Here is a 15126-nt window from a genome sequence, read left to right on the forward strand (position 1 = left end):
GCCTGGGGCCAGCGAAGGCGAAGCGCTTGTCCGACCACGGCCTGCGCATCAACGGCCAAGCCTGGCCGGCCCCTAAGCCGGCGACATCACCGTGAGTGCAGCGGCCGACGAACCCAGCGCAGGTGCCGACACGGCCGCAGGCTCACGCCAGCCAAAAAAGCTCAGCACTTCTGCTCGCCGCGCCTGGGTGTCGGCCTCGCCCAAGGCCATCAGCTCGCGGGTGTAGTCCGACTCAAAGAGCAAGTAGCTGGCCAAAGCGGCCCCACGTGCGGTCTGGCCTTGCCCATTCACCCCCACGCCGCGCAGCAGCGCCCGGATGGGCGTGGGCAAGGCGTTGAGATGGCGGGCTGCGATATCGTCCAAGCGCTGGGTGGGCGCAATCACCAGCACATCGATGGGCCGCAAATGCGTGTGGGCCCGCGCCTCGGGCGGCAAGAGCCGCAGCGTCGCATTGATGCGCTGCAGGCGCTCCACATCCACGGCCAAGGCATCCAAAAAAATGTTGGAGAGCGCATGGCCGGCGATCTGCGCCATGTTCGGGTAATCGGTGCTGCCCACGCGCCGCCCCGGCGGCTCATGCATGCGGCCGGCCCCCACCACCAACACGCGCTCGGCCCCCAAGTGCACAGCGGGTGAAATGGGTGCAGCCTGGCGCATGGAGCCATCGCCAAACCACTCTTGCTCGCCCAAGAGCGGCAAGCGGGTGGCCGGAAACACAAACGGGATGGCCGCAGACGCCAGCAAGTGCTCGACACTGATGCGGCTGTGTACCGCCATGCGCTGCGAGCGCACCCAATGGTCGGCGGGCTCGGCCGCGTCATAAAACGTCACATGCTGACCACTGCTGTAGCTCGACGCACTCACGGCCAAGGCCTTTAAGTGCCCTTGGGCTATCAGTTGCGGCACGCGCTCCACCGCCACCATCTGGCTCAGCAGGCTGGCCAGCGGGCTGTTGTCCAAGAGCGAGCGGGGCTTGAGCTTGCGCCAGCGGGCAATCACCCAGCCAATCGACATCATGGTCAACCAGCTCGCGCCGCTGCGGATCACACCGATCGAATCGGCACGGTAGACCTGGTCTGCATGAAACTGCGCCCACACCTCGACCAGCTTCGTCACTGCGAGGTCAAAGTCATCGGCACAACCCGCCAGTGCGGCGGCGTTGATGGCGCCAGCCGAGGTACCGGCAATCACCGGGAAGGGGTTGCCCGGCTCTGCGGCGCAGCCTTGGCGAATGTCTCTCAGCGCTTTCAACACGCCCACTTGGTAGGCCGCACGCGCACCGCCCCCCGTGAGGATCAGGCCGGTTTGCGGAAGGTAGGTCATGATCGATCCAGTCTAAGGGCCTGGGGGCGCCGCCAGGGGCTCAAAAAGGCGGGGCATCACCGGGCATCTTGAATGCCAGACGTTAAAGTCAATCTCTCATGGTCGCGCCCGCCTCTTCCTCCTTACACCCTCCCGGCCTCTTGGTGCTGCACGGCAACCGCCTGGAATGGCTGGCCGACGCCGTCGCCCAGTGGCTGGCCGCCCACCCCCTGCCGCCGCTGGAGCCAGAGATCATGCTGGTACCCTCCAACGGCATGGCCGAGTGGCTGAAGATGAACCTGGCCCAGCGCTGGGGCGTGTGCGCGGCCTCGCAGGTGGAATTGCCGGCTCGCTTCATCTGGCGCCTCTACCGACAGGTGCTGGGGGCGCACACCGTGCCCTTTGAGTCGGCACTGGACAAAGCCCCGCTGACCTGGCGCTTGATGCAAGGCCTGGCCACCTGGGCCCAAGAAGACGCCTTGGTGCCCCTGCGCGCTTACCTGGGCCACGGCGAGCAAGCGGCCACCCGCCGCTGGCAACTGGCCCAAACCCTGGCCGACCTGTTCGACCAGTACCAGATGTACCGCGCCGACTGGCTGGACGATTGGGCCGTCCAGCATGATGTGCTGCGAGCCCCAAGCGGCGGCAGCGCCCCGCTGCCCGCCGACCAAGCCTGGCAGGCCGCGCTGTGGCGCAAGGTGCTGGCCACCGTGACCGACGAGGCCGACCAGCGCGGCCTGCGCCCCGAGGTGCACAGCCGGGCCATCGCCGCTCTGCGCGGCGGCGAGCCCACGGCCCAGCCCCTGCCCGGCCGCGTGCTGCTGTTTGGCACCACGCACTTGCCGGCCACCACGCTCGATCTCCTGGCGGCACTCGCCACCCGCATCCCGGTGATGCTGGCCCTGCCCAACCCTTGCAGCGTCTATTGGGGCGACATCATCGACGGCCGCGAGCTGCTGCGCGCCGCCAGCAAGCGGCAGACGTCGCGCGGCGCAGACTTGAGCCTCGTGCCCCTGGAGCAGATGCACGCCCATGCCCACCCGCTGCTGGCGGCCTGGGGCCGGCAGGCCCGCGACTTGGTGCGACAACTCGACGCTTTCGATGAGTCCCAGCGCCTGCAGGCCGCATTGGATGTGCCCCGCATCGACCTGTTCGACGACAGCCCGGCCGACACCCTGCCCTGGCTGGGCCAGGTCCAAGCCCATATCCGCGACCTGCGCCCGCTGCATGAGCACCCGCGCCTGGTCTTGGCAGATGAGGACCAAAGCATCGTCTTTCGCCGCTGCCACAGCCTAGTGCGCGAGCTGGAGGTGCTGCAAGACCATTTGCTGAGCCTGATGGCGGAGGGTGGGGGTGAGCCGCTGCACCCACGCGACATGGTGGTGATGGTGCCCGACATCGCCGCCGCCGCCCCGGCCATCCACGCGGTTTTTGGCGCCATGCCGCGCCACGACCCCCGCTTCATTCCTTTTGACATCGCCGACCTCTCCAGCCGCGACACCAGCCCTTTGCTGGCCGCGCTGGACTGGCTGCTGCGCCTGCCTCAGCAGCGCTGCACTCTGTCTGAGCTGCGCGACTTGCTGGACGTGCCGGCGCTGCGCCAGCGCTTTGGCCTGCCCGAAGACGGCCTGCCCCGCCTGACCGCTTGGATGGAAGGCGCCGCCTGGCGTTGGGGCCTGGACGCCAACCACCGCGACAGCCTGGGCCTGGGCGCCAGCGGCGAGACGACCTCGGGCCTCTGGGCCCTGCGGCGCATGCTGCTGGGCTTTATGAACGGCCCACGGGGCGACGGCGAGTTTGCGGGCATCGCCCCTTACACCGAAGTCGGCGGCCTGGAGGCCGAGCTGGCCGGCAGCCTGGCACTTTTGCTGGAGCGCCTGCTGCACTGGGCGCAGCAGCTTTCCAAGCCCGCCACGCCCACGCACTGGGCCGAGCGCTTCCGCGCACTGCTGGCTGACCTGCTGCTGGCCAAAACCGACGACGAGCGCCAAACCTTGGCCGCGCTGGACAACGCCCTGGGCACCTGGCTGGCGCACTGCGCCGAGGCGCAGTTCAGCACCGAGCTGCCGCTGGAGGTGGCCCGCGAGGCTTGGCTGAACGCGGTGGACGAGCCCTCCATCAACAAGCGCTTCAAGGCCGGTGGCCTGACCTTCTGCACGCTCATGCCCATGCGTGCTATTCCCTTTGAAGTGGTGGCTTTGCTGGGCATGAACGAAGGTGACTACCCGCGCCGCAGCCCGCGCAATGACTTCGACCTGCTGGCCCTGCCGGGCATGGCGCGCCCGGGCGACCGCTCGCGCCGCGACGACGACCGCCAACTGATGCTCGACGCCCTGCTGGCCGCGCGCCGCGTGCTCTATCTCAGTTGGGCTGGTTTCAGCCCACGCAATAACAGCGAGCAACCGCCCTCGGTGCTGGTGGCCCAACTGCGCGACTACCTGGCCAGCGGCTGGGGCGAGGCCGCTGTGCAGGCCCGCACCGTGGACCACCCGCTGCAGCCCTTCAGCCGCCGCTACTTTGAGCAAGGCAGCGCCCTGCACACCTGGGCGGCCGAGTGGCGTGGCGCGCATGACAGCCCCAGCGACGTCCCACAGCATCAAAGCAGCGCGCCGACGGATGGCCCGCAGCCCGTCACGCTCAAAGCGCTGGCCCGCTGGCTCAAGAACCCGGTGGCCGACTACCTGCAGCGCCAGTTACAGGTGGTGTTGCGCGACCCCGAAGAAGGCGCTGGCGACGACGAAGTGTTTGCCCTGGATGGCCTCTCGCATTGGCAACTGGGTGACGCGGCCTTGCAAGGCCTGCAAGCCCCGCTGCTGGCCCTGTGCCAAGACGGCGACACCAGAGCCGCACAAGCGCAAGTGCCGGCCCTGATGGACGCGATGGTGCAGCGCTGGGCCCGCGCGGGCCAACTGCCCCTGGGCGCGCCCGGCGAGCAAGGCCTGGCCCGCTTGCGCGCCACCTGGCAGCACAGCTTGCAAGCGTGGCTGCAGGCACTGCAAGCCTGGCCCCAGGCCTTGGGCCCGGTGGCCCTGCACTGGCCCCATGAGCAAGCGCCGCTGGACGACTGGTGCCCAGGCTTGCGCGGCCAACCCAAGAGCCCCGGAGCCTTTCAGTGGGTGGAGGTCTCGGCCAGCAAAGTGGCGATCCGCGCCACCCGCCAGAAGCAGGCGGACCGCGTCCGCCCCGACAAGCTGCTGGCGGCTTGGGTCGGCTTGACGGCACTGGCCGCACAGGGGCAACTCGCCGGGCTGACCTTGATCGGTGCGGATGCGACCGTGCGCTTGGAAGCGCCAGACGCCGACAGCGCCGGTGAGGTGCTCAACCAACTGTTGAGCACCTGGGCTCAGGGCCAAACCCGGCCCTTGCCGCTCACCTTGAGGGCCGGCTTGGCCCACGCCCTGGACCAAGACGTGGCCCAGGCCTTTGAGGGGGACGAACGCCAAGTCGGCGACGTGGATCACCCCGCCGTGGCCAGGCTCTTCCCCGACGCCGAAAGCCTGTTGGCCAGTGGCGAGTTTGAAGATCTGGCCGAGGCGGTCTATGAGCCGCTCGCCGCCTGGGCCACCAACGCGCAGATCGAATGGCATGCCGAGGCCGGCGACGAGCCGGATGCGGAGGGCCGCGACGAATGATGAGCACCGACGACACCGTGCAAGACCTGGCCCCCTTGCGCTTTCCGCTCTGGGGCAGCCGCCTCATTGAGGCCAGTGCGGGCACCGGCAAAACCTGGACCATGGCCGCGCTCTACGTGCGCTTGGTGCTGGGGCATGGCGGCGAGGCGGCCTACCCGCAGGCGCTGCGGCCCGACCAGATCCTGGTGATGACCTTCACCCGCGCCGCAACGCGCGAGTTGAGCGACCGCATTCGGGCCCGCTTGGTGCAAGCGGCACAGGCCTTCCGGGGCAGCCTCTCGGCCCAAGACGAGGACGGCTTTCTCAAGGCCCTGAAAACGGATTGGCCTGAAAGCCAGTGGCCGCAAGCGGCTTGGCGGCTAGAGCAAGCGGCCAGCAGCATGGACGACGCGGCCATCCACACCATCGACGCCTGGTGCCAGCGCATGCTGCGCGAACACGCGCTGGACAGCGGCAGCCTGTTCGACGAAACCCTGCAGCCCGACGAGCAAGCCCTGCGCCAACAAGCCCTGCAGGACGTCTGGCGCCAACAGGCCTACCCGCTGAGCCCAACGCAGATGGCGGCCTTGGCCAGCGTCTGGCCCAGCCTGGATGCGATGGAAGCCGACCTCAAAGACCTGCTGCCCCACACCCTGCCCGACTCACCCCATGCCAACTTGGCGCAGGCGCTGGATGACGTGGGCGGTGAGCGACTGCGCCGGGTGCAGGCCGCACGCCAGGGCTGGGCTGAGCGGATAGTGGCAATGAGCCAATGGTTCGAAGTGCAACTGGCTAGCAAGGACTGGAATGGCAACAAGCTGAGATCGACCAGCGTCCAGAAGTGGCTGGACGCGCTGGCGTCCTGGGCCCAGCAAGAGGGCGCAGAATCACTGGACCTCAAGGCACTTGGGGCTGGCGCAGAGAAGCTGAGGCCCGAGGGGCTGCTCGGCTGCCGCGCCAAGCATGCAGCGGATCCTGTCTTGCCGCCCCTGTTTGCCGAGTTTGCGCAACTGATGGACGAGCTCGCCACCCTCCCCGAGCTCGCCCCCGCCCTGCGCTGCGTCGCCACCCATGCCGTGCAGCGCCGCCTGCGCGCCCTGCAACAAGCCCGGCGGGAATTGGGCTTTGGTGAGGTGCAAGAGCGTCTGGCCAAAGCCCTGGCTGGGCCGCAAGGCGCACGGCTGCGCGAGCGCATCGTGGCGCAAACGCCGGTGGCCTTGATCGATGAGTTTCAGGACACCTCAGCCCTGCAGTACCGCATCTTTGACGCGCTGTTCCACACGGCCGCCAACGACCCGGCCACTGCCCTGCTGCTGATTGGCGACCCCAAGCAGTCCATCTACCGCTTCCGGGGGGCCGACATTGCCAGCTACCTGCAAGCGCGCCGCGCAACGAAGGGGCGGCACTACCGCCTGGGCACCAACTTCCGCTCCAGCACGGCCGTGGTGCAGGCGGTCAACGCGCTGTTTGAGCAGGCCGAAAGGCGCGACGCCAACCGCGGCGCCTTTGCCTACCGCGAGGCTGATGGCCGCAACCCCCTGCCCTTCACGCCGGTGCAGGCCCAAGGCCGCCGCGAGCGCTGGGTGGTCGGTGGCGTGGATCAAGCCGCGCTGACGGTGTGCTGGGACGGCGAGCTGCTGAACGGCGACGCCTACCGCGCGCGCATGGCCGCCCTGGCCGCCGAGCGCATCTGCACCTGGCTGATGGACGAGGGCGCAGGCTTTGACAGCCAGACCCCGAATCAGGGCTTTGTGCGCCTGCGCCCCGCCGATATCGCCGTGCTGGTGCCTGGCCGCCGCGAGGCCCAAGCCATGAGACGAGCACTGCGCGCCCGCGCCCTGCCCTCGGTCTATCTGAGTGACCGTGAGTCCGTGTTCGACTCCCAAGAGGCCTTGGACATGCTGCGCTGGCTGCAAGCCGTGGCCCAGCCTGGCGACCTGGGCCTGGTGCGCGCCGCCTGGGCCAGCAGTACCTGGGCGCTGAGCCTTCCTGAACTGCAGCGCATGGCCCAAGACGATGCGTTGCTCGACGAGCGCTGCGAGCTGATGCGCAGCCTGCAACACATCTGGCGCAGCCAGGGCGTGCTGCCCATGTGGCGCCAGACCTTGCATCGGCTGGGGCTGCCGCAAAGGTGGCTAGCCCAGCTTGGTGGCGAGCGCCGCCTCTCCAACGTGCTGCACCTGGCCGAGCTGATGCAGCAAGCCTCGCAAGACGCACTGGCTGTGCCGGGCGAAGCGGGGCTGATCCGCTGGCTGACCCAGCATGTGCTGGAGGCCCGCGCCGGGCGCAGCCAGGCGGAAGACCAGATCGTGCGGCTGGAGAGCGACGCGGACCTGGTCAAGATTGTCACCATCCACCAAAGCAAGGGCCTGGAGTACCCGCTGGTGCTGATGCCCTTTGCGGGCCATTTCCGCCCCCTTCAAAAGTCGGGGGTCAAAGCGGTGCAGCGCGCCCTGCCGGACAGTGCTGACAAGCAATGGGACCTGAACCCCAGCGACGAGACCAAGGCCGCAGAAGACCATGAGCGCCTGCGCGAAGAGCTGCGCCTGCTGTACGTGGGCCTGACCCGCGCCCGCCATGCGCTGTGGCTGGGCTTTGCGCCCCTGAGGCATCAGAACAGCAAGTTACCCCAAGGTCACCGCAGCGCCTTGGGCCGGTTGTTGCTAGGGCCTGAGGAGGTCGACGTCCGAGCCCTTGAAGCGGCCGTAGACGACTGGCCGGGCCGCCGCACGCTGGGCGCTGCGCTGCGCATCGAGCCCGCCCAAGACCCAGCCCCGCTGACCCGCTGGGCGGCCGCCGAGGCCCCGCCTGCGTTGGCGCCCTCCCGCCCCTATGCCGGTGGCTTTGACACCCGCTGGGGCGTGGCGAGCTTTTCATCGCTGGTGCGGGCCATGGGGACGCACAGCGCCGCGCTGACGCCCCTGCCCCGCCAGGCCGCAGAGGATGAAGCCCTGGCCGACGCGCCCGACGTGCCGCCTCCACCCACGCCCGTCGCTTTAGCACCCTGGCACCGCTTTGAGCGCGGCGCGCTGGCGGGTAACTTTCTACATGAGCAACTGGAGTGGCTGGCCCATCATCACTTTGCCTGGGGTCCAGGCACCGACGTGGCGCTGCGCCAGCGCTTTGAGCGCGCAGGGCGCAGCGCCCAAGCCGACGACGGCGTCGCCTGGTTGCAAGCCCTGCTGGCCGCCCCACTGTGCGATGAAGCAGCGCAAGGCCCCGGCGTGCCCGCCCCAGCACTGCAACGGGTGATGGCCGAGATGGAGTTTTGGCTGCCCGCAGCCCAGTTAGATGCGCCCGAGGTGCACCGGCTCTGCCAAACCCAGCTTTGGCCCGATCTGCCCCGGCCCGCCCTGCCCCAGCGCCAACTGCACGGCCTGGTGATGGGTTTTGCCGACCTGGTGGTCGAGCACGAAGGCCGCTTCTGGGTGTTGGATTACAAGAGCAACCACCTGGGCTCGCAGGACGCCGCCTACACGCCCGAGCGCATGGCGCAAGCCTTTGTCGAAGCCCGCTACGACGTGCAGGCTGTCCTCTATCTGCTGGCCCTGCACCGCCTGCTGCGCAGCCGCTTGGGCGCCGCTTACCAGCCTGAGCAGCACTTGGGCGGCGCGCTCTATTGGTTCATCCGCGGCGTGGCCGCCCCCAGCCATGGGGTGCTGACGGTGCCCACGCCCTGGCCGCTGCTGCACGCGCTGGACGCCATGCTGGAGGGCCAGCCATGCTGAGCACCAACCTCACCCGCTCCTTGTTTGACGAGCCCGACGCCCCAACGCCGGCGGCCGCCACGCTCAGCGCACCGGAGCTGCTGGCCACGCTGCGCCTGTGGGCCGAGCAAGGCTGGCTGAGGCGGCTGGATGCCGCGCTGGCCGCGCTGGTGCACGAGCTGCACCCCGCGAGCCCCCCAGCACTGCTGCTGGGCGTCGCCCTGCTCTCCCACCTGGAAGGCCAAGGCCACACCTGCATGCCGCTGCAAGCCCTGCACACCCAGCGCAGCACCTGGCTGCCCTGGCCGCCGGCAGGCCAAGCGGCGCTCGACGCGCTCTGGCCCTTGCTGCCCACCCAAGAGGCGCAGTGGCTCAGCGTGTTGGCGGGCCAACCCACGGTGCGTGAGCCGCAGCAGCCGGACCATGGCCAGCCCCTGGTGCTGGCGCAGCACCCGCTGCGGCTCTACCTGCGCCGCCACCATGCCGACGAGCAGGTGGTGGCTCAGCACCTGAGCCTGCGCAGCCAAGCGGCGCAGGATGCGCCGGCGCCCAGCCTGCTGCGCCCGGTCTTGGACCAACTCTTTGGCGCGGCTGAGGGGCGGCCATTGGACTGGCAGCGCCAGGCCTGCGCCCTGGCCGTGCGCGCCCGGCTGGGTGTGATCACCGGCGGCCCCGGCACCGGCAAGACCTACACCGCCGCGCGCTTGCTGGCCACGGTGCTGGCCACCACGACCGAGCCCAGCCGCTTGCGCATTGCGCTGGCCGCGCCCACCGGCAAGGCCGCCGCACGGCTCAAGCTCAGCATTGCCGACGCGCTGCTGACCTTGCCCCAAGTGACCTCGCCCACCACGGGCGAGACGCTGCACATGCCTGCGCTGGTCAACCGCCTGGAGACCGCCCGCACCCTGCACGCCTGGCTGGGCGCCCGCCCCGACACCCGGCAGTTCGCCCGCCATGCCGGCGACCCGCTGGCGGTGGATGTGATGATCGTGGACGAGGCCAGCATGATCCACCTGGAGATGATGGCCGCCCTGCTGGACGCCCTGCCAACCCAGGCCCGCTTGGTGCTGCTGGGCGACAAAGACCAGCTCGCCTCGGTGGAGGCCGGCGCCGTGTTGGGCGACCTCTGCCAAGGCGCTGAGCGGGGAGGCTACAGCCCCGACACCGCCGCCTGGCTGCAGCAAGCCACCGGCCAGGCCTTGCCCGCCGAGATGCTGGCCACGAGCGCGCCTAAGCCCCTGGCCCAGCTCACCGTGATGCTGCGCGAAAGCCGCCGCTTCAGCGGGCCCATTGGCCAATTGGCGCTGGCCGCCAACCGGGGAGACGCCGCTGCAGCCACCCAGGCGCTGACGCAGGCCGGGCCAGAGCTGGCCGCTGACTTTTCAGGCCGAAGCGACCGCCTGACCCACCTGGCCTTGCATGGCCGCCCAGAAGCCCCTGAACCCGGTGGTTACGCCCGCTGCCTGGCCGCATTGGCCGAGCGCCCTGCCGCCAGTGAAGAGGCGCACCAGCGCTGGGTGGCAGCGCTGCTGCAGGGCTTTGAGCGCTTCCGCCTGCTGTGCGCCACGCGCGAAGGGCCCTGGGGCGTGAGCGGGATCAACGCCGCGATTCAACACGCTCTGGCGCACGAGGGCCTGCTGCGCCCGGACGGCCTGTGGTGGCCCGGCCGCCCTGTCATGGTGACCCGCAACGAGCCTGCCTTGGGCGTGTTCAACGGCGACATCGGCCTGACGCTGCCGGCCTGGGCGGCGCCCGGCCAGGCCCCAACGCTTAAGGTGTGGTTCGCCCAAGGCGACACCCTGCGCGCCATCAGCCCCATGCGCCTGCCGCACACCGACACCGCCTTTGCGATGACGGTGCACAAGTCCCAAGGCTCCGAGTTTGGCCACACCGTCCTCGTCTTGCCAGACCAAGGCGGCCAGTTGCTGAGCCGCGAGCTGGTCTACACCGGCATCACCCGCGCCCGGCTGGCCTTCACCTTGGTGTGCCCACAGCGTCAGATTTGGGGGCAGGCGCTGGAGAAGCTCACGCAGCGGGCGAGTGGTTTGGCTTTTGGCATGGACGCATGAAGGCTGAGTCCCCGACCCTGCTGCGACGCCGCCCACACCGAGACCCGCTACAGCCCCTTCACTGACATCATCACGCCCTGACACAAGCCACGAGGAGCCTGCACATGTCCCCCATCGCCAAGAACACCATTTGCATTTGGTATGACAAAGACGCTGAAGAAGCTGCTCGCTTCTATGCGGCCACGTTTCCAAATTCTTCAGTGGACGGCGTGCTGCACGCGCCGGGGGACTACCCATCGGGCCAGCAAGGCCAGGTGCTGACGGTGAACTTCACGGTCTTGGGCATCCCGTGCATGGGCCTCAATGGGGGCCCGGCCTTCAAACAGACGGAGTCGTTCTCCTTCCAGGTCGCCACCGAGGACCAGGAAGAAACGGACCGTTATTGGGACGCCCTCATCGGGCACGGCGGCCAAGCCAGCGCTTGCGGGTGGTGCAAAGACCAATGGGGCGTGTCATGGCAGATCACGCCCAGGGTCTTGATGCAGGCGCTTCACGACCCGAACCCGGCCGTGGCCAAACGCGTCTTTGACGCGATGATGACCATGGGCAAGATCGATGTGGCTGCGATTGAAGCAGCCCAACGAGGATCTTGAGCGACGAATTCGTTGCTGCACGCCTGGGCAGGCGCCGAGGCGCAGGCCAGGAATGCTGCCCCCCGGGCAAATCATCTACCCGACTTGCGAGACAACTGCGACGATATCGGGCATGAAGCAGTTGAGTTGTGGATCCAGTGCGGGACGAGGCGCAACAGATGTCGCGCTGGTCGATGGGGGCCAGCCAGTGCGCCTAGACAGGGTCGAGGAGCCTGCCCGAGGTACAGCCCGACATCAGGGAGTGGCCGCGACGCAGACGGGCGGCGTGCAAGCCCATCAGACCACAGGCTTTTAGCCGACTGAGCACACCTTTTCGGCCTGATGACCCATGCTCAAAACATTCATTCCTCCAAAATTTGAAGCCGCGCTGGAGCATGAGTTCCGCTTGAGTTTTGATGAAAGCTGGAAGCCTGTCCGAAAAGTCGCCACGCTCGGCTGCATGCTGCTCTGGATATGCCTGATCCCCTGGGACTTCTACCTGGCCCATCAGGACACTCAATTCAAGGCCATCGTCTACGCCCTGGTTCCCATGCGACTGGCCATGTTCGTGTGGTTTTCGATCTTCTATTACATCGCCTTCAAGACCGATTTACCCAAAACCAGAATCTCAACCCTCAACGTCATCATCATTGCATCCTTGGTATTGACGGAGGCCTGCCTGTTTTACTGGGCATTGACCGTTCCACCCAACTACGTCCCTGTCTATTTTCCGAATGGGATTTTGGTGGTGATCTCAGCGGCCTACTGCTGCTTTGGTTTGCATTTCAGACCTGCCGTGCTGTCGTTTCCTGCGGTGGTCGCCAGCATTTACCTGTGCGCCACCCTGACGCATCAGTCGAACGCCAACCTGGGACAAGTATCAGCCGACACCACCTCCGTGGTCTTGCTGCTCATTCTCGGCCTGCTCTGGGGCTGTCTCGTGGCGTGGGTGATTGAAACCGAGGCCAGACGAGGCTTTATGGCCCGGAAGCGACTGGCCAAAGCCAATGAGGAGATTCGCATCGCTCATGCTGAGTCAGAGCATGACCGGTTGCGACTGTTGGAGTTGCAAGACCAAATCAGCCGCGACATCAAGCTCAAAGAGATTGAGCAAGCCAGATTCTTGGGAAGTGCCGTTCACGACTTACGCCAACCTATACAGGCCCTTGAGGCGTTCAATATCTCGCTCTCCCGAGCCATCCATGCGCAGGACGATGCACGCGCGCATGAGTTATCTGAGTTCTGCAGCAAGGCCATCAGCGTCATCAAGGATCAGCTCGCCTCCATTCTGGAGTACACGAAAATTCAATCCGAGGCGATCAGCATACAAACACAAGCGGTCAGTGTGTCAAAGCTGCTGCAGAACATTCAATTCGTTTGGCAACCTCACGCCCAAGCCGCGGATGTCGATCTCATCATTCAGACGGATGCCCAGTACCACATCCAAAGTGATTTTCAGGTCCTGCTGCGCATCATCGGAAATCTGATCAGCAACAGCATCAAGTATCGAAGCCGACACTTGGATTCTGTGCGCTACGTGTCTATCACGTTGGAGGCCACGGACTCCAATGTGACCGTGCATGTGGCTGACAACGGCGTTGGCATACCCGCAGAGGCCATTGAGTCCGGCGAGATATGGCGCCCCTTCATGCAGATTCAAAAAAGCGCCTTCTCTATCGATCGGGGCGTTGGGCTGGGTTTGGCCATCGTGGCACGACTCATCGCTCTCTTGCCAGGGCATCAACTGCGCATCCACTCTGAGGTCGGCCGCGGCACCACGGTGAGTGTGACCCTGCCCCGAATGGCAGAAGCCAGTTCCGCCTCCCTTGCCCGGGGCTTCGAGGTCGAATCAGCCTCGATGTCACGCCCTGATGTTGATTTGCTGCGGGGACGCTATGTGCTGGTGATTGAAGATGATCCGCTGGTTCGCCTCTCCTTGTGCACATTGCTCCAGGACTACGGCGCGCGGCTGGAGAGCTACTCGGATTACCTCTCGGCGGTCAATGGCATACAAAGCCTGGAGCGGCAACCCGATGCAGTGATCAGCGACTTCAGCCTGCCCGATGGCGCAACGGCCATCGATGTCATGACGGAGCTGAATGCCTCATGGCCCGGCACGCCCATGATGATCCTCAGCGGAGAGTCTGACAATCTGAGTGACAAGCCCGGCTTGGAGCATGTCCTGTGCATCACCAAGCCGGCCGATTCCGCTCATCTATTGGCGTCTTTGTGCATGACCATGCAACGCGCCAAGCTCAACCCGGTGCCACAAGGTGCTTGAGCAGTGCCGGGCCACGCCGTGGGATCAAGCCAACTGAAACTGCTGCACCGCAGCCTGCAATTTGACGGCCTGGTGGCTCAGGCTTTCAGCGGCTGCCGCGCTTTGTTCCACCAAGGCGGCATTCTGTTGAGTGACGTGGTCGAGTTGGCCGACCGCGTCACTCACCTGACCGATGCCGGTGGTTTGCTCGGACGAGGCATGACTGATCTCACCAATCAAGTCCGCCACGCGGCGCACATGGGAGACGATCTCAGTCATGGTGGTGCCGGCATCGCCCACCAGGCGTGAGCCGGCCTCGACCTTCTCGACGCTACCGCTGATGAGCGTGCGGATTTCTTTGGAGGCCTCCGCACTGCGTTGCGCGAGGCTGCGCACCTCGCTGGCCACCACGGCAAAGCCACGGCCTTGCTCGCCCGCGCGGGCGGCTTCGACGGCGGCGTTCAAGGCCAAGATATTGGTCTGGAAGGCAATGCCATCAATGGTGGCGATGATCTCGCCGATCTTCTTCGAGCTGGCACTGATTTCGCCCATCGTGCTGACCACCTGGTCCACCACGGCGCCCCCGCGCATGGCGACCTCGCTGGCGGACACTGCCAGTTGATTGGCTTGTTGGGCGGTGTCGGCATTGTGTTTGACGGTAGAGCTGAGCTGCTCCATGGCAGCGGCCGTTTGCTCCAGGTTGGCCGCCTGCTCTTCAGTGCGCTGGCTCAGGTCCGCGTTACCCGCGGCAATCTGTGCGGCCCCCGTCGCGATACTGTCTGCGCTGTGGCGCACATCGCCCACCACGGTGGCCAAGCCACGCGTCATGTCGGAGAGTGCCTGCAGCATTTGGGCGGATTCATCCCGGCCCTGTGCGGCGACTCTGACGTTCAAATCGCCCGAGGCCACCGCCCGCGCCACATCCACAGCCTCGGCCATCGGGCCTGTGATGGAGCGCGTCACCAGCACCGCTGCCGTGGCGCCAAACAGCACAGCCACCAAGAGCATGGCGCTGACGCGCCACATGGCGGTGGTGAACACCTCTTGGCCATGCTCGAAGTCCAGTTTGGCGTCCTTGAGCTGAAACTCCACCAGCTTGCTGACGGCATCGCTGACCGGGTCGATGGCCGGATACAGCGCCGTGGCCGCAAACTGGGCCAAGGCGACGCGGTCGTCGGCCTTCATCAGGCGAATCTCTTCTTCGGTGGTTTTGTCGGCCGTCTGGATCAGCGCCGCCGCAGCGTTGGCCAGCGCCACTTCGTCGCCCTCTTTGGGCAGCTGCGCGTAGGCCGTCCAAGCGCTGTTGATGTCCTTGCGGGCCTGCTCGATGGCGGCAATCGCTTTGTCGGAGGGCATGGCGCCATCGCGCACCTTGTGAGCGGCGTCCACGATGGCCACGGCATAGCTGTCTGCCACGACCTTGAGCTGAGTCAAGGGCACCACCCGTCCGCTGTACAGCGAGGCCATGTCTTGGTTCAGGCTGCTCATGCGCCACAGGGAAGTGCCTGCCACCACGAGCATCATGCTCAACAAAATGCCGATCAGCACCGTCAGGCGCGCCCCAATGGATACCTTTCTCAACGACTGCATCTTGACCTTTCAGCT

Annotated in this window: 7 protein-coding genes; 5 read left to right on the top strand and 2 right to left on the bottom strand. The window is 66.7% G+C overall.

What is annotated here, in order from left to right:
* Positions 1-72: 72 nt before the first annotated feature.
* Complete coding sequence (locus KAK11_RS16200) at positions 73-1323, bottom strand: patatin-like phospholipase family protein (RefSeq protein WP_210810269.1); 1251 nt, start codon at positions 1321-1323, stop codon at positions 73-75.
* Positions 1324-1421: 98 nt separating this feature from the next.
* On the opposite strand from KAK11_RS16200, the gene recC reads away from it, so the two are divergent.
* The 5 genes from recC (at position 1422) to KAK11_RS16225 (ending at position 13542) form a co-directional block, all read left to right on the top strand.
* Complete coding sequence (recC, locus tag KAK11_RS16205; RefSeq protein WP_210810270.1) at positions 1422-4934, top strand: exodeoxyribonuclease V subunit gamma; 3513 nt, start codon at positions 1422-1424, stop codon at positions 4932-4934.
* The gene (gene recB / locus KAK11_RS16210; RefSeq protein ID WP_210810271.1) at positions 4931-8641 is read left to right on the top strand and encodes an exodeoxyribonuclease V subunit beta; all 3711 of its coding nucleotides are present in this window, start codon (positions 4931-4933) and stop codon (positions 8639-8641) included. The genes recC and recB overlap by 4 nt, the downstream gene beginning before the upstream one ends.
* Positions 8635-10689: an exodeoxyribonuclease V subunit alpha gene (recD, locus tag KAK11_RS16215; RefSeq protein WP_210810273.1), complete on the top strand. Its 2055-nt coding sequence runs from the start codon at positions 8635-8637 to the stop codon at positions 10687-10689. Before recB ends, recD begins: the two co-directional genes overlap by 7 nt.
* Positions 10690-10793: 104 nt before the next feature.
* Complete coding sequence (locus KAK11_RS16220; protein ID WP_210810274.1) at positions 10794-11282, top strand: VOC family protein; 489 nt, start codon at positions 10794-10796, stop codon at positions 11280-11282.
* Positions 11283-11610: 328 nt separating this feature from the next.
* Complete coding sequence (locus KAK11_RS16225; protein WP_210810275.1) at positions 11611-13542, top strand: ATP-binding response regulator; 1932 nt, start codon at positions 11611-11613, stop codon at positions 13540-13542.
* A 24-nt stretch (positions 13543-13566) separates the two neighbouring features.
* Here KAK11_RS16225 and KAK11_RS22235 read toward each other — a convergent pair whose 3' ends face one another.
* Positions 13567-15111 carry a methyl-accepting chemotaxis protein gene (locus KAK11_RS22235; RefSeq protein ID WP_210810276.1) on the bottom strand — a complete coding sequence of 515 codons (1545 nt, stop codon included), beginning with the start codon at positions 15109-15111 and terminating at the stop codon, positions 13567-13569.
* Positions 15112-15126 lie beyond the last annotated feature (15 nt).

The sequence above is a fragment of the Ideonella paludis genome, from assembly GCF_018069865.1.
Classification (GTDB): domain Bacteria; phylum Pseudomonadota; class Gammaproteobacteria; order Burkholderiales; family Burkholderiaceae_C; genus Ideonella; species Ideonella paludis.